Annotated in this window: 20 protein-coding genes, 1 tRNA gene and 1 pseudogene; 17 read left to right on the top strand and 5 right to left on the bottom strand. The window is 45.3% G+C overall.

Annotation, left to right across the window (positions count from 1 at the left end; genetic code table 11):
• Positions 1-36 precede the first annotated feature (36 nt).
• The 16 genes and pseudogenes from dapB (at position 37) to ACFQY8_RS03200 (ending at position 16,747) form a co-directional block, all read left to right on the top strand.
• Positions 37-777 (top strand): 4-hydroxy-tetrahydrodipicolinate reductase, encoded by a 741-nt coding sequence (gene dapB, locus ACFQY8_RS03275; RefSeq protein ID WP_377938481.1) that lies wholly within the window; start codon positions 37-39, stop codon positions 775-777.
• A 27-nt stretch (positions 778-804) separates the two neighbouring features.
• A complete protein-coding gene (dapA, locus tag ACFQY8_RS03270) occupies positions 805-1,716 on the top strand; it encodes a 4-hydroxy-tetrahydrodipicolinate synthase (protein ID WP_377938480.1) in 912 nt (303 codons plus the stop codon).
• Between the two features lie 69 nt (positions 1,717-1,785).
• Complete coding sequence (locus ACFQY8_RS03265; protein ID WP_377938479.1) at positions 1,786-3,693, top strand: ribonuclease J; 1,908 nt, start codon at positions 1,786-1,788, stop codon at positions 3,691-3,693.
• A gap of 100 nt (positions 3,694-3,793) precedes the next feature.
• On the top strand, positions 3,794-6,370 hold the full coding sequence (gene pepN, locus ACFQY8_RS03260; protein ID WP_377938478.1) for an aminopeptidase N: 2,577 nt from the start codon (positions 3,794-3,796) through the stop codon (positions 6,368-6,370).
• Positions 6,371-6,809: 439 nt separating this feature from the next.
• Positions 6,810-7,106 (top strand): WXG100 family type VII secretion target, encoded by a 297-nt coding sequence (locus ACFQY8_RS03255; RefSeq protein WP_377937421.1) that lies wholly within the window; start codon positions 6,810-6,812, stop codon positions 7,104-7,106.
• An 83-nt stretch (positions 7,107-7,189) separates the two neighbouring features.
• Positions 7,190-7,483, top strand: coding sequence for a hypothetical protein (locus ACFQY8_RS03250; protein ID WP_377938477.1), 294 nt, complete (start codon positions 7,190-7,192; stop codon positions 7,481-7,483).
• Positions 7,484-7,565: 82 nt separating this feature from the next.
• Positions 7,566-8,171, top strand: a complete 606-nt coding sequence (locus tag ACFQY8_RS03245) for a hypothetical protein (protein WP_377938476.1) — start codon at positions 7,566-7,568, stop codon at positions 8,169-8,171.
• Between the two features lie 2 nt (positions 8,172-8,173).
• A complete protein-coding gene (locus tag ACFQY8_RS03240; protein ID WP_377938475.1) occupies positions 8,174-9,721 on the top strand; it encodes a putative T7SS-secreted protein in 1,548 nt (515 codons plus the stop codon).
• 37 nt (positions 9,722-9,758) lie between these two features.
• The gene (locus ACFQY8_RS03235) at positions 9,759-10,571 is read left to right on the top strand and encodes a Bax inhibitor-1/YccA family membrane protein (RefSeq protein WP_377938474.1); all 813 of its coding nucleotides are present in this window, start codon (positions 9,759-9,761) and stop codon (positions 10,569-10,571) included.
• 27 nt (positions 10,572-10,598) lie between these two features.
• The gene (locus ACFQY8_RS03230; RefSeq protein WP_377938473.1) at positions 10,599-11,414 is read left to right on the top strand and encodes a hypothetical protein; all 816 of its coding nucleotides are present in this window, start codon (positions 10,599-10,601) and stop codon (positions 11,412-11,414) included.
• Between the two features lie 30 nt (positions 11,415-11,444).
• Complete coding sequence (locus tag ACFQY8_RS03225; protein ID WP_377938472.1) at positions 11,445-12,296, top strand: hypothetical protein; 852 nt, start codon at positions 11,445-11,447, stop codon at positions 12,294-12,296.
• A 20-nt stretch (positions 12,297-12,316) separates the two neighbouring features.
• Positions 12,317-12,436, top strand: a pseudogene (locus ACFQY8_RS03220) (IS3 family transposase); the annotation flags it as partial.
• A gap of 276 nt (positions 12,437-12,712) precedes the next feature.
• Positions 12,713-13,309, top strand: a complete 597-nt coding sequence (locus tag ACFQY8_RS03215; RefSeq protein ID WP_377938471.1) for a YiiX/YebB-like N1pC/P60 family cysteine hydrolase — start codon at positions 12,713-12,715, stop codon at positions 13,307-13,309.
• Between the two features lie 12 nt (positions 13,310-13,321).
• Positions 13,322-14,611 carry a hypothetical protein gene (locus ACFQY8_RS03210; protein WP_377938470.1) on the top strand — a complete coding sequence of 430 codons (1,290 nt, stop codon included), beginning with the start codon at positions 13,322-13,324 and terminating at the stop codon, positions 14,609-14,611.
• Between the two features lie 92 nt (positions 14,612-14,703).
• Positions 14,704-16,074 carry a phosphoglucosamine mutase gene (glmM, locus tag ACFQY8_RS03205; protein ID WP_377938469.1) on the top strand — a complete coding sequence of 457 codons (1,371 nt, stop codon included), beginning with the start codon at positions 14,704-14,706 and terminating at the stop codon, positions 16,072-16,074.
• 19 nt (positions 16,075-16,093) lie between these two features.
• The gene (locus tag ACFQY8_RS03200) at positions 16,094-16,747 is read left to right on the top strand and encodes a peptide deformylase (RefSeq protein WP_377938468.1); all 654 of its coding nucleotides are present in this window, start codon (positions 16,094-16,096) and stop codon (positions 16,745-16,747) included.
• Here the strand turns inward: ACFQY8_RS03200 and ACFQY8_RS03195 are convergent.
• The 3 genes from ACFQY8_RS03195 to ACFQY8_RS03185 form a co-directional block, all read right to left on the bottom strand.
• Positions 16,744-18,636 carry an aryl-sulfate sulfotransferase gene (locus tag ACFQY8_RS03195; RefSeq protein ID WP_377938467.1) on the bottom strand — a complete coding sequence of 631 codons (1,893 nt, stop codon included), beginning with the start codon at positions 18,634-18,636 and terminating at the stop codon, positions 16,744-16,746. The two genes, ACFQY8_RS03200 and ACFQY8_RS03195, sit on opposite strands and share 4 nt — an antisense overlap.
• Positions 18,637-19,023: 387 nt before the next feature.
• The gene (locus ACFQY8_RS03190; RefSeq protein WP_377938466.1) at positions 19,024-19,572 is read right to left on the bottom strand and encodes a hypothetical protein; all 549 of its coding nucleotides are present in this window, start codon (positions 19,570-19,572) and stop codon (positions 19,024-19,026) included.
• A 56-nt stretch (positions 19,573-19,628) separates the two neighbouring features.
• On the bottom strand, positions 19,629-19,901 hold the full coding sequence (locus ACFQY8_RS03185; protein WP_377938465.1) for a hypothetical protein: 273 nt from the start codon (positions 19,899-19,901) through the stop codon (positions 19,629-19,631).
• Between the two features lie 87 nt (positions 19,902-19,988).
• On the opposite strand from ACFQY8_RS03185, the gene ACFQY8_RS03180 reads away from it, so the two are divergent.
• The gene (locus tag ACFQY8_RS03180; RefSeq protein WP_377938464.1) at positions 19,989-20,963 is read left to right on the top strand and encodes an AEC family transporter; all 975 of its coding nucleotides are present in this window, start codon (positions 19,989-19,991) and stop codon (positions 20,961-20,963) included.
• A 77-nt stretch (positions 20,964-21,040) separates the two neighbouring features.
• Here the strand turns inward: ACFQY8_RS03180 and ACFQY8_RS03175 are convergent.
• Both ACFQY8_RS03175 and ACFQY8_RS03170 read right to left on the bottom strand, forming a co-directional pair.
• Positions 21,041-21,113, bottom strand: a tRNA-Arg gene (locus ACFQY8_RS03175).
• Between the two features lie 107 nt (positions 21,114-21,220).
• Positions 21,221-21,508 carry an exodeoxyribonuclease VII small subunit gene (locus ACFQY8_RS03170; RefSeq protein WP_377938463.1) on the bottom strand — a complete coding sequence of 96 codons (288 nt, stop codon included), beginning with the start codon at positions 21,506-21,508 and terminating at the stop codon, positions 21,221-21,223.
• Positions 21,509-21,534: the final 26 nt, after the last annotated feature.

Here is a 21,534-nt window from a genome sequence, read left to right as displayed (position 1 = left end):
AATTATCGATTATCGAGAAGGAATGAAGATAACGCCATGATTCGTGTTTCTGTAGTAGGTGCACAAGGACGTATGGGTTCTCATGTCGTAGCTGCGGTTAACTCTGCATCTGATATGGAACTTGCATTAACTCTTGATGCTGGAGATGATCTTAATCAGGTTTCGCGCGAGAATACTGATGTTGTCGTAGAGTTTTCCGTTCCTAGCGCAAGCCTTGATAACGTTTTGGCACTCATTCGTCATGATGTCAATGTCGTCGTAGGCACTACTGGTTGGAATGAAGAAAAGCTAGAAACGGTCAGGCAGGCTTTGACGTCCCATCCTGATGTCAGTGTCTTCATAGCACCAAACTTTGCTCTTTCTACCGTTCTTGCTGAGCATTTTGCAGCCCAAGCAGCTCGGTACTTCGAGTCTGCGGAGATTATCGAGATGCATCACCCTGATAAGGTCGATGCTCCAAGTGGCACGGCCATTCACACGGCACAAAAACTTGCTACAGCTAGGCGCGCTGCTGGCATGCCGGCTATACCTGACAATACGCAAACTGACGCGGGCTCTCGTGGACAAGTCGTAGAAGGCATCCATGTGCATGCGGTACGCCTGCGAGGTCTTAATGCTCATGAAGAAATTCTCATGGGAAATGCAGGTGAGCAGCTCATCATTCGTGCCGATTCTTTTGATCGCACATCCTTTATGCCGGGCGTACTGCTTGCAATCCGGCACGCAGGCAAGACACCCGGACTTACAGTTGGCCTTGATACATATATGGATTTATAAGTCCTACTCGAAAGGTATTTTTACACTATGACTACCGAGATGCATCTGCTTGAAAATGCGCCTTTCGGTCGAGTAATTCCAGCAATGGTCACTCCGATGAAGGCGGATGGAACCGTAAACTATGAGGCTGCTCAGGTATTGGCGAAGCACCTCGTGGCAGATGGTGCAGATGGCATCCTACTTAACGGCACTACTGGTGAGTCTCCTACGACGCATTTGGAAGAAAAAATTGACCTTGTGCGTGCTGTGAAGGAAGTAGTGGATGTACCAGTTATAACCGGTGCGGGTTCAAATGATACTGCGCATTCTGTACGCATGGCGGAGCATATTCAGGAAGCTGGTGCTGATGCGTTACTCATTGTCGCTCCTTACTATTCCCGTCCATCCCAAGAAGGAATTTTCCAGCACTATAAGGCTGTCAATGATTCTTCTGACGTTCCTGTGATTATTTATGACGTGCCTGGGCGTACAGGAGTACGCATTTCTACGGATACGTATGTACGTCTTGCAGGGCTGTCTCAGGTGAAGGCAGTCAAAGATGCTACAGGCGATTTAGCGGCAGCGGTGGTAAAGAAGTTAGAAACAGGACTTGCGTGGTACTCCGGAGATGATGGCGTGTATCTGCCATTCCTCTCTATTGGAGCAGTAGGCATCATTTCTGTCATTGCGCACGTTGCTTCGGGACCGCTGCGTGACATGACTGATGCGTTTGATGAAGGAAATGTTAGTGAAGCTCAGCGTATCGCCGTGCAGTTGTCTCCGCTCGTGGGCGCTTTGAACGGAGATGGATTTCAAGCAGTGATGGCAAAGGCTGCGTGTAAAGTGCAAGGATATATAGAAGACACCACCATGCGTTTGCCGAATGTCGGCCCACACGCAGAGCAGCTTGACAAGGCACGTGAGGGTATGCGTGCAGCTGGGGTTCTTAAAGTTAAGTAGTTTTTCGGTAGTGGATAAGGCTTGAAATCTTCGGTCAAGGGACCGAAGTTCACAAACGAAAGGTTGGATATGCCTTCCACTCATGGAACGCGCAGAACGCGCGCAAAAAGTGCTAGTGCAAAGACTAGCTCACCACGTGCACGTCGCAGTACTAGTACGGCGGCACGTACATCTCGTACGTCTACGCGTGGTGGTGTTTCGCGTCGTAACACTCGAAATCAGGGACCGATTCGCGCGGTAAATGCGCAAGCGAACCCAAACACTACTTCTGACGGTAAGCCACTCATCGCTCCACCAAAGTACCGCAAAGGTTCGATGCGCATCGTTCCTCTCGGCGGGCTTGGCGAAATTGGTCGCAATATGAACGTTGTAGAGTACAACGGTCACATTCTCCTCATTGACTGTGGTGTGCTCTTCCCTGAAGAAGAGCAGCCGGGTGTTGATTTGATTTTGCCCGATTTCAACTACATCAAGGATCGTCTTGACAAAGTTGAAGGCTTAGTCTTGACTCATGGCCATGAGGATCATATCGGCGGTGTACCGTACTTGCTCAAGTTGCGCAAGGACATTCCGCTCATTGGTTCAAAGCTCACGCTTGCACTTGTAGAAGCTAAGTGCAAGGAGCATCGCATCAGTCCAGTCTTGAAGCCAGTTCAAGGCCGTGACAAGATGAAGCTTGGAGCGTTTAACCTCGAGTTCATCACGGTGACTCACTCTATCCCTGATGCTCTCGCTGTGTCTGTGAAGACTCCGGCAGGACATATCATCGACACTGGGGATATGAAGCTCGACCAGCTTCCACTCGACCATCGCATCACTGATTTGCGTCAGTTTGCACGCCTTGGTGAGCAAGGCGTCGATTTACTTATGTCGGACTCGACTAACGCAGAAGTTCCTGGCTTTGTAAAGCCTGAAACGACCATTGGGCCAGCCCTTGACCGCGTATTTGGCGAGGCAACTCGCAAGATTGTCGTTGCATCCTTCTCGTCTCATGTGCATCGCGTACAGCAGGTCGTCGATGCCGCACATAAGCATGGGCGCAAGGTCGTTTTCGTAGGGCGTTCTATGGTGCGCAATATGGGTATTGCTGCTGACTTAGGGTACTTGCATTTGCCGGAAGATACCGTTATTGATTTGAAGCAGGCGCACGATATCCAAGACGACAAGATCGTGTATATGTGCACAGGTTCTCAGGGGGAGCCAATGGCTGCTTTGGGACGTATCGCTGATGACAATCATCCAGACATCACGGTAGGGGAGTTTGATACTGTCATTTTGGCAAGTTCTCTCATCCCAGGCAATGAACATGGCGTCTACAAGGTCATCAACAAGCTCATCCGCAAGGGCGCCCGCGTCGTAAACAAAGATAATGCTGCCATCCATGTATCTGGACACTGTGATGAAGGTGAATTGCTCTACTTCTACAACATTGTTCAGCCTAAGGCAGCTATGCCAATTCACGGCGAACATCGTCATTTGGTCGCGAATGGTCTTATCGCTGTAAAGACCGGCGTAGACCCTAATAATGTCGTACTTGCTGAAGATGGTGACGTTGTGGATTTGTACAAGGGCCATGCAGCAGTCGTAGGATCCGTACCATGCGGCTACGTATATGTCGACGGCAAGTCTGTAGGCGAAATTGGCGAGGAAGAGCTCGAGAAGCGTCGTATCTTGTCTGAGGAAGGTTTCGTATCATCCTTCGTTGTCGTTGATACTGAGGCAAATGAAGTCGTCACTGGTCCAAAAATCTATCTTAATGCGGTCGCGGAAGATGAGGCAGACTTTGTGGAAGTTCGTTCTCGTATAGTAGAGACACTTACGGATGCGATGATGCGTGGTACTCATGATACCTATCAGTTGCAGCAAATCATGCGTCGTACGTTGGGTGGATGGATAGCTCGCAAGTTTAACCGCCGCCGTCCGATGATTGTTCCAGTCGTCGCTGATGTGGCTAAGGACGTTCACAAAGACAAGTAGTTTTCAAATTGAGTAGAGAACTCAAAGTTAAAAATTAAAGAGGAATGTAGGCAGGAAGGAACAACTCTTGCCTGCATTCCATGACAAAAGAAAGAGAAAAATGCCAGGAGCAAATCTTACCCGCGTAGAAGCTGAAGAGCGCGCAAGTATTATTTCTAACCTTAAGTACGCTGCGCACCTCGATGTCACTATGGGAGATACAGATTTCCGTTCTGTGACCACTATCGAGTTTGATGCGGTAGCAGGGAAGTCGACCTTTATCGATTTAATTGCCAACACTGTAAATTCTATTGAATTCAACGGTGAAAAACTTGACCCAGCGACTACTTATAGAGATAACCGCATTGAGCTCAGCGGACTCAAGGAGCACAATATCATCACTGTAGATGCTCTCGTGCAGTACTCTCATACGGGTGAGGGTATGCATCGCAGCATTGACCCTACTGACGGCAATGTATATCTCTACACTCAGTTTGAAGTACCGGATGCACGCCGTGTCTACGCTGTGTTTGATCAGCCAGATTTGAAAGCTACTTTTGACTTTACTGTCGATGCGCCTGCTGAGTGGGAAGTTATCTCTATCATGCCATCAGACAAGACTGAGGACTTGGAAGGCGGCTCCAAGCGCTGGACATTCCCAACCACCCCAAAGATGTCTTCTTATTTGACAGCATTCGTTGCGGGGCCTTATGCGAGCTGGCACACGACTCATACCTTGGCAAGCGGTCGAGTGGTCCCTATGGGTATCTACTGCCGTCAAGCACTCAAAGATGGCATGGCTAAAGATGCTGAGTACCTCTTCGACGTTACCAAGCGCGGTATGGACTTCTATAACGAAACGTGGGGAGTCGAGTATCCATATGCAAAGTACGATCAGCTCTTCGTTCCTGAATACAATGCAGGTGCGATGGAGAACATCGGTACCGTCACCATCCGTGACTCTTATGTATTTGAGTCCAAGGTGACCGATGCGTTGAACGAACGTCGTGATGTCACTGTGCTTCATGAGCTTGCGCACATGTGGTTCGGTGATTTGGTCACCATGAAGTGGTGGAACGATTTGTGGCTCAACGAGTCCTTCGCAGAGTTCACATCTACTCTCGCAACTGCTGAAACTACGCAGTGGAAAGATGCGTGGGCTACTTATGCTTCTGGAGAGAAGAGCTGGGGGCAGGCTCAGGATGAGCTTCCTACGACTCACCCTATTGTGGCTCCTATCAATGATTTGCATGATACTGAAGTCAACTTTGATGGCATTACATACGCAAAGGGTGGCTCTGTCTTAAAGCAGCTCGTAGCATACGTGGGGCGTAAGGAGTTCTTCGCAGGCATTCATAACTATCTCGAGAAGCACAAGTACTCCAATGCGACACTTGCAGACCTCCTCGAAGAGCTTGAAAAGACCTCTGGTCGTGATTTGAAGAACTGGTCCAAGCAGTGGCTTGAGAATGCTGGGATTAACACCATTACGGCTGAGGTCAAGACCGAAGCAGATGGAACTATCGAAGAGATGGCTCTTGTGCAGACTGCTTCTAATGAGTATCCAGTACTCCGTGACCATCGCTTGGCAGTGGCTTTCTATGAGGAAACCTCTGAAGGAACCGTCGAGATGACTGAGCGCTTTGACCTCGACGTCACTGGTAAGCGCACAGTTGTTGAAGCTGTCAAGGGTAAGAAGCGTCCTGCATTCATCATGGTAAATGAAGACGATTTGACATATACTAAGCTTCGTTTCGATGATAAATCTCTCGAATTTGCAAAGAATAACCTTGACAAGTTTACGAATGAACTCACTCGTGCCGTGGTATGGCTGAGCTTGTGGGATATGACTCGCGATGCACAGCTTCCAGCAGTAGATTTCGTGCGTACTACTCTCAACGCGCTCGCTACGATGAACCAGTCCACGACATTCCGCTATGCACTTGCAAAGATGGTGGTGGCTCTTGGTCATTATGTACCAGCAGCTCAACGTGACGCATTGAAGGTGGAAGTAGCAGAGGGTCTCTTCAAGCTTGCTCAGACTGCAAAACCAGGCTCCGACCAGCAGTTCCAGCTCGTTAATGCATACCTTGATAACGGCTCTGACTCACAGTTCAAGGAACGTGCAGCCGCACTCTTCGACGGTTCACTGAAGTTTGAAGGTCTCGAACTTGATAACAATTTCAAGTGGAACATCATCATCGCACAGGCTGCAGCAGGCATTCTTACTGCAGCTGATATTGACGCTGAACTCGCGCGCAAGGACACTACGGAGAATCGTCAGTTCGCAGTGATGGCTAAGGCTGCCATTCCGACCCCTGAAGCTAAGGCGTGGGCTTGGGATCAAGCGCTTCACAATGATGAGCTTACTAATTCTCAGCTTGAAAACATCGCTGGTGGTTTCTCTATGAATACTAATCCAGCTCTCTATGAGGAATACGTTGACAAGTACGGCGAAGTCATTGATTGGGTCTGGGAGCATAAGACTTTCCACATGGCGGAGGCTCTTTTGCAGGGTACTTCTCGCGGTTCTGGTCTCTACCCAAGCTACGCAGATACTGCAAAACTCGTTGAAGTAGGCGAGAAGTGGATGACATCTCACTCTGATGCACCAGCAGCTTTGCGCCGCATGGTCAATGAGAACCTTGACGGCACGAAGCGTACATTTCGTGTGCAGCAGTATAACGAAGCTCTGTAGAGTCAAAAGTTATCTGCTTAATCTCCTATGTGTATGTGCAGATAGGATATGTGTGGATATCTAGTTGCGCGTACACCTGTAGAGCTGTGTTCATGAAGACTTGTGACTCATGGCAGGAAAATAGAAAATAGAAGAGATGAGAGTATGAGGATGGCACTGACTGCGGTCGGTGCCATCCTTTGCTTTACGCGCTTTACGCGATCTTATAGAACTTACAAAGTCGTATGCAGCTTATAGACATTAGACATTAAACAGATATGCGGTCCGTAGTAGCTGAAACATGTGTAAAACTTGTTTGTTTTTTCAAAGTTTTGGTGGGTTTGGGTGTGTGGTTTTGTGTGTGTCGTGAATGTTGTTTTTGGTTTATATACTGGGGTTTTAAGGAGTCGTGGAAGGCTCTTTGAGGTTATTGTTTTTCTTTGTGTGAAGGAGTCTTGTTATGGCTAATGTTTCTGTGTCTTATGCTGATTTGCAGCAGGTGGCGTCTCAGCTTACTGCTGGTCAGTCTAATTTGAATCAGGAGTTGCAGCGTTTGAAGAGTGTTGTGGATGGTCTTGTGTCTTCTGGTTTTGTTACTGATGCTGCGTCGAGTAGTTTTGAGCAGTCGTATGCTCAGTTTACTTCTGGTGCTACTTCGACGATTAGTGGTATTGAGGGTATGGTGTCGTTTTTGAAGAATGCTGAGCAGTCTTTGTCTGAGTTGGATTCTTCTTTGGCACGCTCCATCGCAAAGTAGAAGCGCGATACACACATTTATCAATGTTTTATGGTGGCAGATACTACTCAAATCTGTCACCAGCTACCTAGAGGAGGATGTCTGTGGGCAATCCAGACCTTCGCGTTGACTACGCGACTCTTTCGACATTGAGTTCGGCACTGACAAATTTAGGCAATACGCTAGACGGCATCAGTGGGCTAGAAATCAGTCAGGCTGAACTGGGCAGTAAAGAGATTTCTGATGCTGTGCGAGACTTTCTAACGGGCTACGAGGCAAACAAGAAGAAGTTCACTAAGAAAACTCAGAATATGGCTCAGCAAGTAAATCAGATTGCTGTCAGCATAGCAGATGCAGATAGTCAGATTGCACAAGGGATTTCTGTCGAAAACAATTAAGGCAAGATAAGCGCGTTCTGGAGCAAAGTGTAAACTTCAGCAGCTTTGCTTGGTAACCGGTCGGTATACATTAAAGGTTTTTATGTCTCATCAAGATCTTACATATGCACTTACTTTTCCTGAGAATTGGAGTATTCTCACCCTTACGGAAGCTTCGATTGCACAAGATGCAGAGAGCATTACGAAGAATTTTATATCCGTGATGCCTTCGATGCTCAAGGAAAGGGAAGCGCTCACGCAGAGAGTACATGCTGCTCTTTCTGCGGCATTGAGTGCAGGGACTCGCGAAGTTGGCAATTTGCTTTTGCCGACGGATGATGGTTTGTTGTCTGCTTCGTTTATGCTTCAAATCATACCGAATATAATTCCAGAAAATGGAGAATCGGTATATGAAGCTATAGTGCGTACGATGTCAGAGCCTGATGAAGATCGACCGACTGACCCTGATTTTTCCCTTATCAACATTGACGGTGTCGGCAAAGCGGTGCAGATGTCAGGTCGCGAACTGATGTATAGCAACTTTCAGGGTCTATCGACAAATCAGTTCGTAGTGCGTACATTCGTACCATTGGAAAGTCTTGTGCTGCTTATCACGTTCTTCACTCCAAATCTTGAAGTGGAAATGGTCATGGCAGAGATGTTTGACTTGATTACAAAGACGTTAAGAATTAATCACGAGGAGAAGTAAGTATGGCAGGGCGTCCTTCAGATAGCGATTGGATCACATATGGCGATCAGATTGGGGATCCAACTCCTGGTAAGCCAGACGATATTGAGCAGTTTGGTCAAAGTTTACAGAGCAAAAGTAAGATACTGGTTGAGATGGGTGAGTACATGTCATCCATCGAAAACAGCGCGAAGAACTCTGCTTTAAAAGGTAAAGCAGCTACAGAGCTAGCGAAAAGCTTTAATGGTTTGCCTGCAAAATTGGGCAAGCTCGGTACAAATACGCAGTCTGCAGGAAAGTCGCTGTGCGCGTGGGCAAGCGGTGTAAAGTCTATGCAGAAGACGGCAGATAAGGCTCTTGAAGATGCAAAGAAAGCTGCAGCATCTGTAAAGAGTGCACAAGATGCGGTTAGCAGCGCATCGTCGAGTTTGCGAGTTGAACAAGCTAAGAACTTTTTTGACCTCGGTGGCAGCGATGAGAAAGTCAACTCCGCACGGCAAAAGTTTAATAACGCTGAGTCCACACTGAACGCTGCACAAGATGCGCTTAAAACTGCGAAGAAGACTATTGCGGATACGAAAGACGAGTATGATACAGAAGCTCGAAAAATCGCAGGGAAAATTCAGCAATTTCAGGAAGATGCTGGAATTAAATTAACAGTATGGCAGAAAATAAAGTATTCACAGACGTGGAAGAATATCGTCAAGGTTGGTAAAGTCGTGGGTACGGTTGCGGCTGTCGCCTCGCTCTTTATTCCAGGGGCAAATCTCGTCGTAGCTGGGGGGCTTCTGCTTTCTTCTACGATAGCCCTTGGAGATACCATGTTGGACTATGCAAATGGTGATGCGGATGCCGGTGATGTGTTCTTGGCGGCTGCATCTTTTGGACTTGATTTGCTTGGCATGGGTGCTGCTGTAGGCTCATGTAAGAGTGTTCTCAAAGGAGCAGAAGCGGCGGGCGAACTCTCGAAGGGTACTCGTCTTAAGGCTGCCCTTGGCATGAAGAACTCAGAATCTGTGACGAGTGTTATGAAAAATACAGTTATGGAGAAGGGCGGTAAGGCTGTCGATACTGTAAGAAAACAATATTCCAATCTAAGTAACGATATCAATACATTTAGAACCGTGAAAAATGAAACGGGCAGTATTCTTAAGGGAACTTGGGCAACGGCAAAGGGACAAGGGGCACGTGCTCTAGAAGATGCAGGCAAGAAATTTTCTGATATTAAGAATGATATTCGTGGTATTCATAACGCATCTTCGACCTACGAAAAGGCTAATGCCGTATATAAAACTACTTCAGATTTGAAAGATGTAGTAGATATGTCTAGTAAACCGAATGAAGTTCGGGATTCAGTTCGTGATTTCCAATACCACAATATTTATGAGAACACGGGAACTACTCTTAAAACGGTTTCTGGGAGTATGGTGAAAAAGGTGTTGCCACAGGGAATCGACGGGGTAAGTGATATGATGACTGACTCTGCTAATAATCAGTTGGATGGCTTCATCGATAAGGCAACGAAGAATGTTAATAATGATTTTACTCCAGCACCGCATCATATTTATTAGATGAGAGATGATTAAATACAATCGAGAGGAGAATGTGATGAGTGAGAGTGCTAATACTACGGTTGGTATGCCTGCGGATGCTGCATTAGGGAACGCTGTAGATGATGAGGAGAAAACGGGTTTAGCTCTTATTGGGGATAGTCCGGCTTCTTATCTTATGCTTATTGTGGGTAAGAATTTTAAGCCTGTTCGTGAGGGTGGTCGTGCTTTTTCTGCGTCAAAGATGAAAGTTAAGTTGTTTTCTTTGATGGTGCCTTACGCTATTTCTATCGTCGTCGGTTTTATAATAAATGGTAGAGTTAATAGGCTTTTCTTTGCTGCGGACGCTCTTCTTGCAGCGTTTACTATGGGTGGTTTTGGTTTTTATGTGGCTTATTCTGATTGTGTAAAGAATTCTATTATTGTTCCTCTCGAATATGCATACAGCATTACATTTGGACTCCTTCTTGGTGCTGCTATCTCTGATGATCCTGCTGTATTTGGTCCAGCTGTTATCGGAGTATTCGTTGTTGCATGTTTGCTTATCCTATTCTTAAAAATGAACACATTCGTATTTACGAGTAATAAAAATAGGCTTATAACGGTTGGAATAATCGCTCTTGCGGCGACTTATCTTCTAGTGGCTTTTTCTGTGGGGTTGTCATTTATAAGTATAATTTTGGCAATCATAGTTGTTATCGTGGCTATGTATTCGTTTATTGCTGATGTTGTGTTGTGTCAGCGTCTTTCTGATGCGGGGAATGTAGATTCTGGCAGTGAGTGGCTTTTTGCCGGTATTCTTATGTTGGAAGTCATCATCGCTATTGCCGGTGCATTGCGCGCTTCAAAAGACGTGTCACATGATGAGTAGTATTTTCATGTTTGAGGAGGGAATGTGATGAGTGAGAGTGTTAATGCTGCAACTAGCATGCCTGCGGATGCTGCATTAGGGAACGCTGTAGATGATGAGGAGAAAACGGGTTTAGCTCTTATTGGGGATAGTCCGGCTTCTTATCTTATGCTTATTGTGGGTAAGAATTTTAAGCCTGTTCGTGAGGGTGGTCGTGCTTTTTCTGCATCAAAGATGAAAGCTAAGTTGTTTTCTTTGATGGTGTTTTATGCTATTTTCGTTGCTATTGGCTTTATAGTGAGCGGTAGAGTCGATAGGCTTTTCTTTGCTGCGGACGCTCTTCTTATAGCGGGTACTTTCGGTGGTTTTAGTTTTTATGTAGCTTATTCTGATTGTGTAAAGAATTCAATTATTGTTCCTCTCGAATATGCGTATAGCATTACGTGGGGCGTACTTTTTGGTGGCATAATTGGTGAGAATCCGAAGCTTTATGGTTCAACTGTTATCGGTGTGATAGTTGTTTCTTGTTGTCTAATCTTGTTCTATAAACGTGATATATCATCCGCGTTCACTGATAGGAAACGAACTGTCTTTTTTGGAGCGGTAACTCTTGGGGTGACGTATATTTTGTCTGCTTTCACGACTGGAATATCATTTTTTGGTGTTGTTCTCTCCTTATTTATTCTTGCTGTGGTTATGTATTCGTTGGTTGCTGATGTTGTGTTGTGTCAGCGTTTTTCTGATGCGGGGAATGTGGATTCTGGTGGTGAGTGGCTTTTTGCTGGTATTTTCATGATAGAGGTTATTATTGCTATTGCTGGCGCGTTACGCGCCTCGAAAGACACACAAGACGATAACGATTAAACATTCATACATTTATTCTAGAGGTTTACTATGGTTGAAATTCGCAAGGTCGCAGATGAGCTTCGTGCGCGAGGCATTATCCCTCAGGTAAAAGGAGACGTAATCGCAGTTTATGATGAACAAGGTTTCGTTTCGATTGAACTATCTTCAGAGAGACTACTCATTCTAGGGCAATCCTCTCAAGAGATTTCACAACACGAGTATGAAGAAGCTGAGCGAAAGTCAAACTCGTGGAATGACCGTTACCTTCTGCCAAAGTCATACCTCGAAGAAATCGCGTATGACGAGAATGGGAGCTCGCACTTTTGTGCGGAGGTTGATTTCCCTATCGATGCGGTTTCCGAAAAGACGGTAGCCGAGCGTATTTATGGAGTGTTGGGTAGCTTTTCCGCATATTTTAAGTGGGTATTAGATGATGAAAAGATACAAAAGGATACCGAAATAGAGGCTACTCAAAAGTCTGCAATTTCTACCTCACACGCGCAGACTCGTGGCGACACTTATGTAGATATTCAAAAACTTCTTGACTCTGTTGGTATAAGTTTTATTTGCAACGATGACGATTCATTAAGTATTCCATTCAAGGACCCTGATGTGATGTTGAAAGTCCAGCTCAATGATGACATCAACGATACGCTAGAGATTATAGCTGTCAGCAATCGCGTATATCAGCACAATCAGCGACCTATTTTACTTGACTGGGTAACCTTAGTTAATCGTAATGAATATGGGATTCGTGCATATATACATGTGTCGGATTCTACAGAAATATCTGTATGCCTCGACCGCATTATTACACTTGATTTTGGAGCGGACGTCATCCAGGAAATTCCAAACTATCTTCAAAGAATGATGGAGATACTTGATTTGCTCGAGAAGTAGCGGATAAAGAGAATAGACAAGAACCTGCGGATGCGTTAGAAGATTACCTAGTGTGGGTGGTATCGACAGACAGGATTAAGTTGAGTTTGGATGGGCTAAGTCCTATAGAGTATAGAAGGAGGCCAGGGTACGCGGTCTAAAAATGTCCGAACGTCCGATTGACAGAAAACTTTAAGACGCGTACAATAGTCGCAAGTTTTCTCTTAAAGGCGAGAGAAGACTATGAAAAGAGCTAAAGATGAAAAGGGAATTCATAGATGCAAGGTTAACTTCTTTTTGCGTTTTGGTACTGGTTCGTGTATCTTTTAGCATATTTCCTAAGTGCTCGTATGCACAGACATCTGATAATAAATACTACAAAGACGTCAATCAACTCTCCTCAATGCTTAACAATGTTGTGTCTCCTGACGAGCTTGATGAACAGATTCTTTTCTGAGAGTGCCAATTCGGGGAAGAGCAAAGAAGAGGTTGTATCTTCGACTATTCGTAGATTACAGTACGAACAGTCTTTCTTTAGTCAGCCCGCGACTCGTTCTATGAGCGGAATTGGTATATATGATTCACGGCATAATAATTTAAGAGATGCGACAGCCCCAGGAGACTATTTTGTGTCTGCTGGGAATACTTCATATGGAATTCCTCACGGTCATGCTGGAATTTATGCTACGAATTCACGAAATATCGAAGCGGTTGGGAAAGGCAAAACTGCTCGCGAAGTCGCTAGAAATAATAGTTTGGCGTGTGGCAAGGCTTACATTTATCGAGTGAATACGAGTCAAGCAAATCGCAATAAAGCAGTTTCTCGAGCTTATTCCTACATAGGACGTGGATATAATGCGAATGTTATATCTTCGAATAGGAATGATTGGGGCGGTCTGAACTGTAGCCAGTTGGTGTGGGCAGCGTATATGTATGGTGCTGGAATAGATATCGTTCCGGGCGCTGCTTTTATTGCACCGTCAAATCTTGCTCTTTCACCTATCGCAAAGCTTTGTTCCACTTTAAATCCTTAAGGTGGTGGGTGAATGCGTAGTGTGCGCAACCAAAAGGTTATTCAGCACCTTTTTAGTTATGTATGTCTCATATTAATTGTGATTCTTTCTGGTTGCTCAGGGCTCCCTAAAGAAACTGCTCCACGCATTGATGTGGGGAAGTATGTTGTAGCAATACCGGTTTATGATGCTGCCAAAGTTCCTAGGGACCGCAGTTATGTTGTATTTATTGATGCTCAAGGTAAAACGCAGTCTCTACCTATAAAGACGATGTTTTATAACCAGCCAGTATGGACAGAGTCTGGAATTCAGTTTGTTGATGACACAGCAAACTACTTTCTCTCTTTTGACAATTCAACGGTACAAGCTACTCCTTATAAGAAAACGGATTTTCAATATGGAAGCACGTATTACGATAAAAGCACGATGGTTTCTATCCTGAACAGGGGTTCGGATGCAGAAGAAGAAGATGGTGTAATTGCAGTTTCTCGTGTTGATGGTCATTATGCTGAATCGTCGTATAGTACGGCTGATGCACATGCACTGAATAATCTTGCTACCTGTAACGGTAATACATATACGATTGATTTAAGTAGAGATATTGAAAATCCTCAGCTGGTAGTGTCATTAATATACGATGGAAAACATCCGCAATATAGAGTGCTCAGCAAAGTGAGACCACAAACGCAGCTTTTTGATGTGCAGCTTCAGCAACTCTTTGAGAATAGTCCGAAAGTTACCAATGAAACGAATATTGGAACCGCGTTTTGTGTGAACGGTAAGCTTGCTGCATTTGTAACTGTGAGTGCTTCCGCTGTGCAAGACAGAGTTTCAAATGTCATGCTTTTCGAATGGGATCCTCAAACGAAAGAATCGAGCTTTATCCCTCTGAAAGATTATAATCTGCGCGATAAATATTTAATGACGACCCAAGAGACGGAGTGGTCTACTTTCTCATCCGACGAGTCTGCTTCATTCGGCGACAGCGTTCTCTTGATGAGTGCAGTAACAGGAAGAATTATATCTGTCAACACTCAGACGGGAGAAACGTGTCAATTCTCAACTCCACTTGTTAAATATAATGCCCAATATGAAACAAATTTCTATGGTCGTCTTGTTTTGCGAACTACACAGAAATGCGTATATGCAATCGTTCTAAATGAGAATGACAGTACGGGGAAAACTTCGTTTATCAATGTTTATGATCGGTCAAGCGGAAAACATATACATACTATCCCTATAAGAAGAGAAATTGCGCGTATGGTTTACGATACATCATTTAAATTTGGGTATCCGGCTGTAAACCCGCGGTACATATGGTAATTACTCGTTTAATTCTTCGGCTGCAACACGCATTGCCTGCCGTTCGACTACAATGGTCAGCGGCAGGTTTTCTATGAATTTAAGGAGAAAGAATGCCTCGTCTTTTTGGTACAGATGGTGTGCGTGGTTTAGCGAATGGTTTATTGACTGCTGATCTTGCTCTCAAGATGGGTGATGCAGCTGTGCGTGTGTTTGGCGATGATGCGGCTAAGGGACGTCAGCGTGCATTGATTGGTCGCGATACTCGTGTCTCTGGTGATTTTCTTTCGCATGCGTTAGGTGCTGGCATGGCTGCGGGCGGTTTTGACGTTATTGATGTAGGCATTCTTCCGACTCCTGGTTTAGCTTATCTTACTTCGGTTTTGAACGTTGAGATGGGCGCCGTGATTTCTGCGTCCCACAATCCAATGCCTGATAACGGTATTAAGTTCTTTGCCCGTGGCGGTTTTAAGCTTCCTGATAAGAAGGAAGATGAGATTGAAGAGATACTCGGTTCTGATTGGGAGCGCCCAACGGGTGCAGGAGTCGGTCGCATTTCGCACGACAATGTCACGGCTACAAATTTGTATATCGACCACTTGGTCAGTTCTATTGCTCCTCTCGGTGAGGATAAAGTACAATCTCAGCCATTGAAAGGCCTGCGTATCGTTGCAGACTGTGCAAATGGAGCAACATCGGCAGTGGCTCCTGAAGCTCTTCGCCGTGCTGGGGCAGATGTAGTCGTCATCAATGCTTCCCCAGACGGATATAACATCAATGATCATGCTGGTTCGACCCATCCTGAGCAGCTTCAAGCTATGGTTAAGGCATCTGATGCGATGATGGGCGTCGCCTTCGATGGCGATGCTGACCGTTGTTTAGCGGTAGATGAAGACGGCACACTCGTCAACGGCGATCAAATTATGGGTATTCTTGCTCGTTCTTATAAGCGTCAGGGCAAGCTTAAGGATGACACTTTAGTTATCACAGTGATGTCAAATCTTGGACTCATCCTTGCGCTCAAGGATATGGGGATTAAGACAGTTCAGACGAATGTCGGTGATAGGTATGTCCTTGAGAAAATGCTTGAAGGCGGCTATACGTTGGGTGGCGAGCAGTCGGGACACGTCATCAACCGTGAGTTTGCTACTACAGGTGACGGCACGCTTACTGCCCTGTGCTTGGCGAATGAAGTCATGCAGTCTGGTAAGTCATTGAAGGAGCTTGCTTTGAGCTTCCCGCAGTTGCCTCAAACTCTTGTAAACGTTCCCAATGTCGATAAGCATGCGGCGAGCACAAACCCAGCAGTGCAGGAAGCAGTAGCAAAGGAGGAGGAGTATCTCGGCGATACAGGTCGTGTGCTTCTTCGCCCTTCAGGTACGGAGCCTCTTGTACGCGTAATGGCAGAAGCTGCTACACAAGAGCAGGCAGATGAGGTCTGTAATCGTTTGGCAGAAGTTGTAGCGCGGGAGCTTGCACTGTAAATACTTTAAGGAGAATTACATGTCTTGGACATCAAAGAACGTTGACAAGAGTTTTGACCGCGACGTCCGAGCGTTGCTGACAGATACTGATGAGAACGGTGATTTGCCTATCGTCCAGCTTGGTGAGCCAGTATTACGTCAGGAAACCATGCAGTACAATGGTCAGCTTGCTCAAAAGACTTTGCTCAGACTCATCGACCTCATGCATAAAACTATGCTAGATGCTCCGGGTGTAGGTTTGGCTGGTCCTCAAATTGGTTTGGGGCTTGCCATTGCTGTACTTGAAGATCATATACGTGATGATGAAGATGATCCGCGTGGCATTGCTGAGCTTCCATTCCGCACTATCATCAATCCGAGCTATGAGCCGATAGGAGAAGAAACTGCAAGCTTCTACGAGGGATGCTTGAGTTTTGATGGGTATCAAGCTGTGCGCAAGCGTTATCTTCATATCAAGGCTTGCTGGACAGATGAGGTGGGTAATCTTCACGAAGAAGAAATGCACAATTGGCCTGCACGTATTTTCCAGCATGAGACAGATCATCTCTCTGGCGAAGTCTATATTGACAAGGCTGAGACACGAAGCCTGACGACATATGACAATCTTGAAGATTACTGGGCGTTCGAAGCTGTGCCAGCTGAAGCTTCTAAAGAACTTGGCTTTAAGCTTTAAGATTGCGGTGCAAACCAAAAGTCCGCAAAAGTATCGTAGTAAGCGCGATAAATAAGGGGAATCGATTTTTCTGATGTCTGTGGGGAGTTCTGTGTGGATTTTTTCGCAGACATCGTTTTTTGAGATGTCAACGTCGTTGATGGCGTTGACATTGATGTCGATATAGACGAAGAGGAACTTTCTATCACACGCCCGTCTGCGCTAGAAGTAACGTGAGATTGATAGCCTACGGAATTGCTTCCATTCGTATCCGCAATAGACCAGCTCCCGTTGGTAGTTGCTGTCGTGATAAGTTTATCTTTTATGAATTGTGCATTGCCGTAGAGCGGTGCGTATGCACATTTGACTGAGCTAACAAGTTTATATGTCTTATTGCGAGTGTCTACGTAGTAGGTATTTGCAAAGGAAGAAGTCTCAGATTTCGTAGCATCAAAACGTTGTGAGGCTGTAGGGATAGCTGTACTCCAATTAAATCCAGGATTGCTAGGAGAATAGGCAAAGTTATTGTTAAATAACGTCAATGTATAGCCTGCATCAGTTTTGTTTGTGATAGAGATATCACTTTGACCTGCCATATCAGGAAAATCCCCATCTTTGCTCAAGACGAGGTAGGAGTACTGCGGATCTTCCCACAAATCGTGAGGGCCGATAATGGACGTAATCGAAGGTGAGTCGGATATGTCGAGCGTGAAAAGGGAAGAAGTTTCGCGCGATGATAGGAGAAGATGGTCATTATCTATCATGGCGATAGAATTAAGTCCCAACCAGTTCCATTGAGAAGTGGTTGATTTCCCGTTTTTATCTATCCCGCGTTTAACCGTTGTGGTGCGGTAAGCATTGAGTATCGTGGAGAGATTTGCCACCATCTTCATCTTCCCGCTGATGTGGTCAAAGCGAACGATGTAATTTCCTACTTCTTTCGATCCGTCGATGGTATAGCCGTTCGAAGCTATAGCCAGTAAATTCCCATCACCGTCAAAGGTATAATCGCCTGCGAGAGTGTATCGGCCTTCCATCGTGATGAATTTATCGACATAGCCAAGCTTGTCAACGGCGACAAACTGAGTCGATGAAATTGCATAATACAACTCATCATCACGGCGTATGAGTCGTGTACCACCATTGTTTTGTGTAGGAATTTCTCCGCGCAAAATTCCGTGCGTGTCATAAAGATAAATGAAATTTGCAGAGCCTGAGGCATGGGGCATTACTGCAAAGAGTCCGTCGACGTCGAGGGCATCAAGATTGTGTACGTTGACTTGTACCGGCTCATTTCCTTGCAAATCGCCCATAGTGTAGGTGTAGCGTTTCTGAGTCGTATTGCCATTCGCATCCGTAATGGTGAAATCAATTTGATTTTCTGTATTTGGAATGAGCCCTATGACTTGAAATTCGTGGGTTTTAAGGCGTTGAGCAGGGGTTGTGACAGTGCGAGTGAAGTTGGGGAGAGCCACTTTGGGGGTAGATACTGTATATGCGACACTGACTGGCTGCTCAGTTACGAAGTAGACGTAAAGTGACGTGCTATTCGTGCCATAAGGATTTGCTTCGATGAGCATATGATCCTGAGTATATTTGCCCGAACGCTTTTTTGTATCAAGATTACTATGCACTCGATTTTGATATCCAATGGTATATATGCGCTCGATATTGTGCGCCAAAACGTTAGAAGGAGAATTACGGCGCGCATTATAGTAGGTGAGTCCTCCAGCGGCGACAAGGACCACGACAAGGGTGACTGCAATCATGATAGCCCATCGATGTATCTTATTCTTTACCGATGGTCGTGAAACTAAGTTTTTCGTGGTACGACTGCTCGGTATGCGGTCAAAGTCAGACGCGTGTGTGCGAGTGCCAGAAGAGCGAAATACGCGTTCCTCATCAGTCATCAGCCTGCCACCTTTATTCGTATAAATTACCGAGTTTAATTATACGAACAGCTTTGAGAAGCAGCTCTAAGAAGCGTAGTTGAATTGTAATTTGAGATGCTGTTCTTTTCAGTGAGTCGAGTTATGACATCCAGTACTAAAAATGCTCGACATACTAAGGAACCCTGAAACGTCAATCAGTCGTGCAAACAGGTATGGAAATGAGCTACTGGCGTTTTATAAACTGAACTGCCCGTGATTGTTAGACTATGAAAATAGTTTTAACAGTTACGGAGCAGTTCAGTTAGACTGACTAATTATTCTACTTTAAGCGTCCTGCTAGTGCTTCTGAACTCTTGTACATCATTGCTAATAGCTAATAGCACATGCATATAGGTAAGTTCGGCATTAGTTTTGTTCGGGATTATGCATGAGTTCAATCATGTCTGAACGATACTGAGCAAGCAGTGTCTGCCACGCAGTCGAATCAATGAAAGGACTTGGCTGCTCAGGGTGCGCGCTCTGTTGTTTATGCTTCTCTAAAACATTGTTATTTTTGGTGTGATTGCCAAGAGTGACATCGACATGCTCATTGATGACAGAGTCGATGGAATGAAGGTACGTCTCACGCATAGTGAATTTTGGATCGTCGATGTCGGTAAGGTGCTGTTTCTGTAATGTGTTAAGCCCTAGACCGCCGTACATGCCAAAGCGAAGAATCTGACCATCTACTTCCTGTTCAAAGAAAAGCGCGATAGATCCTGAGGAATGACCCGGTACGAGACGGAAGTGAAGAGTGAGATTGCCAAAGACAATATCTTCATGGTCAACGATAGCGTGGGCGACTTCAAAAAGCGTCTCATTCATATCGTAGACATCATAGATGAAAGACTCCCAAGGACGTTCCTTGAAAGCGATAACGTCAGGCGCACCCATATAAAGTTTTGTTCCAAACATCGTGTGGAACCATCGTGCGCACCAAAATGGTCAACGTGTCCATGCGTGATGATGATCTATTTCACGTCAGCAGGATTAAAACCAGCCTCCCAAATCGACTGAATAAGTTGCGCTGTGGCTCCGACATTGCCAGCATCGGTAAGAAGTAAACCATTGCCTGTATCGATGAGGTGAACACTTACCCAGCTATCGCCGACAAACCATACATCGCCGAGTATACGGAATGGGTGAACATACCGTGTCGGCTTGATTATCAAAAAACTTCGCATCGTGACTACGAAAATGTTCTTCTCGCAAATCGAGATAATGCTGATAACTCTCTTTGACATTCATATGTATCTCCTCTGCTTTATTGAGTGGGTATGCTTTATCTTAATAAGTTAGTTCTCTTCATAGGAGCGTAGAGTAAAAGGTATATGCTCACCACAAGTCAAGTAGCGAGTCAGATTGTTCTCATTTTCCTTCTCATGGCAGTAGGTTTTGGACTTCGGAAACTCCATTTTCTCTCCAAAACTACGGTAGATGATCTCACGCGCATTCTCTTGAATGTCATAGGCCCGGCACTCATCATTGAGGCATTTGAGGTACCTTTTTCAGTGAGTCGTGTGCAGTTATTACTGCTGGGGAGCGCGGCTTTTGTTGTATTGTATATCCTTGAAATTGCGTTGTCGCATCTTATTTTTATGCGCACACATGATGCAAATCTTAAGCGTATCGCTATATACAGTTCGATATATTCAAATGTAGGATTTCTCGGAGTTCCTCTTGCTTCGGCTCTTTTTGGGAAGACAGGAGTCTTCTTTGCAGTCGTAGCTATGGCAGTGTTTAATATTTTTACGTGGTCCCACGGAGTTTCACTTTTCCGTGTCGATAGTGATGAGAGTGTGAGTAGAGCGAAACGTGTCTGGCAAGCTTGTAAACGTATTTTTCTTAATCCAAACATTATCGCGATTGCTTTAGGACTTGTGCTGTTTTTCACAGGGTGGAGGTTGCCAAGTCTTCTTGATAAGACGTTTGGATACATTGCAGATATGAACACGTCATTATCAATGATGGTCGTGGGAAGTACTCTTGCCCACATTTCTTTGACACCCCGCATGTTTAATAAGCAGATTATAATCTCTCTTGCACTGCGTAATTTTATTTTCCCTATCCTCGCTATTTTTGTGCTTGCGATTTTTGGTATACACGGAGATTCCTTTGGTGCGCTTCTCCTCATGGCTGCGTGCCCGGTGGCAAGTTTAGGAGTTCTTTTTACTGTACAAATTCATGAAGATACCAATCCTGCGGCGACACTGATGGGTGTATCTACATTGATGTGTGTAATTTCTATTCCTGTAGTTTTTGCTGTGTATACGTTCCTTCACAGTATAGGATTTCTAGGGGTTTAGAGGCTACTTGTGACTTAGGAAAGCTTATAAGTAAGAGTTGCAACTGGACGAAACACAAGGATGTCACAGTCCCTAAGTGCCTCGGATGCGATTCGAACGCACGACACCCGCTTTAGGAGAGCGGTGCTCTATCCCCTGAGCTACCGAGGCATATGCATGAACATGCACGCACAAGAATACACATGAAAGTGTACATGTTTTTAGCCTTATGCACTTTCTGCGTTTTACGGATAGATCTACAAACGCGGAGTGGGGCGTTATTCGTTACCTTGCGTTCCTGCGTTCGCTTGGAACTGTGCTTGAGATTCTTGAACTTCATTGAGTTTTGCTGCTACCTGGTCGAGGAGTGACTGAGCATGCTGTGCGAGTGCTTCTCCAAGCTCCCATTGCGCCATAGCATCGTTAAGCTCAAGCCCGCCTTGTTCAAGTTTTGCTACAACGTCGACAAGCTGATCGCGTGCCTGCTCATATGTCATTGATTCGATAGCTTTACGCTGTTCTTGAGTGAGTACTGTTGCATTGTTATCGTTGCTTTTGCCTGTCATGATATCTCCCTTGAAATTTTTCCTTA

It is taken from the genome of Alloscardovia venturai (assembly GCF_042676605.1).
Taxonomy (GTDB): Bacteria; Actinomycetota; Actinomycetes; order Actinomycetales; family Bifidobacteriaceae; genus Alloscardovia; species Alloscardovia venturai.
Note: the sequence above shows the minus strand (reverse complement) of the source record. Positions and strands in the feature narration are given on the sequence as shown.

Excerpts from the sequence above, each read along its gene's own strand:
- dapB (WP_377938481.1), top strand. The coding sequence starts at position 37 with ATGATTCGTGTTTCTGTAGTAGGTGCACAAGGACGTATGGGTTCTCAT.
- dapA (WP_377938480.1), top strand. The coding sequence starts at position 805 with ATGACTACCGAGATGCATCTGCTTGAAAATGCGCCTTTCGGTCGAGTA.
- ACFQY8_RS03265 (WP_377938479.1), top strand. The coding sequence starts at position 1,786 with ATGCCTTCCACTCATGGAACGCGCAGAACGCGCGCAAAAAGTGCTAGT.
- pepN (WP_377938478.1), top strand. The coding sequence starts at position 3,794 with ATGCCAGGAGCAAATCTTACCCGCGTAGAAGCTGAAGAGCGCGCAAGT.
- ACFQY8_RS03255 (WP_377937421.1), top strand. The coding sequence starts at position 6,810 with ATGGCTAATGTTTCTGTGTCTTATGCTGATTTGCAGCAGGTGGCGTCT.
- ACFQY8_RS03245 (WP_377938476.1), top strand. The coding sequence starts at position 7,566 with ATGTCTCATCAAGATCTTACATATGCACTTACTTTTCCTGAGAATTGG.
- ACFQY8_RS03240 (WP_377938475.1), top strand. The coding sequence starts at position 8,174 with ATGGCAGGGCGTCCTTCAGATAGCGATTGGATCACATATGGCGATCAG.
- ACFQY8_RS03235 (WP_377938474.1), top strand. The coding sequence starts at position 9,759 with ATGAGTGAGAGTGCTAATACTACGGTTGGTATGCCTGCGGATGCTGCA.
- ACFQY8_RS03230 (WP_377938473.1), top strand. The coding sequence starts at position 10,599 with ATGAGTGAGAGTGTTAATGCTGCAACTAGCATGCCTGCGGATGCTGCA.
- ACFQY8_RS03225 (WP_377938472.1), top strand. The coding sequence starts at position 11,445 with ATGGTTGAAATTCGCAAGGTCGCAGATGAGCTTCGTGCGCGAGGCATT.
- ACFQY8_RS03215 (WP_377938471.1), top strand. The coding sequence starts at position 12,713 with ATGAACAGATTCTTTTCTGAGAGTGCCAATTCGGGGAAGAGCAAAGAA.
- ACFQY8_RS03210 (WP_377938470.1), top strand. The coding sequence starts at position 13,322 with ATGCGTAGTGTGCGCAACCAAAAGGTTATTCAGCACCTTTTTAGTTAT.
- glmM (WP_377938469.1), top strand. The coding sequence starts at position 14,704 with ATGCCTCGTCTTTTTGGTACAGATGGTGTGCGTGGTTTAGCGAATGGT.
- ACFQY8_RS03200 (WP_377938468.1), top strand. The coding sequence starts at position 16,094 with ATGTCTTGGACATCAAAGAACGTTGACAAGAGTTTTGACCGCGACGTC.
- ACFQY8_RS03195 (WP_377938467.1), bottom strand. The coding sequence starts at position 18,636 with ATGACTGATGAGGAACGCGTATTTCGCTCTTCTGGCACTCGCACACAC.
- ACFQY8_RS03190 (WP_377938466.1), bottom strand. The coding sequence starts at position 19,572 with ATGTTTGGAACAAAACTTTATATGGGTGCGCCTGACGTTATCGCTTTC.
- ACFQY8_RS03185 (WP_377938465.1), bottom strand. The coding sequence starts at position 19,901 with ATGTCAAAGAGAGTTATCAGCATTATCTCGATTTGCGAGAAGAACATT.
- ACFQY8_RS03180 (WP_377938464.1), top strand. The coding sequence starts at position 19,989 with ATGCTCACCACAAGTCAAGTAGCGAGTCAGATTGTTCTCATTTTCCTT.
- ACFQY8_RS03170 (WP_377938463.1), bottom strand. The coding sequence starts at position 21,508 with ATGACAGGCAAAAGCAACGATAACAATGCAACAGTACTCACTCAAGAA.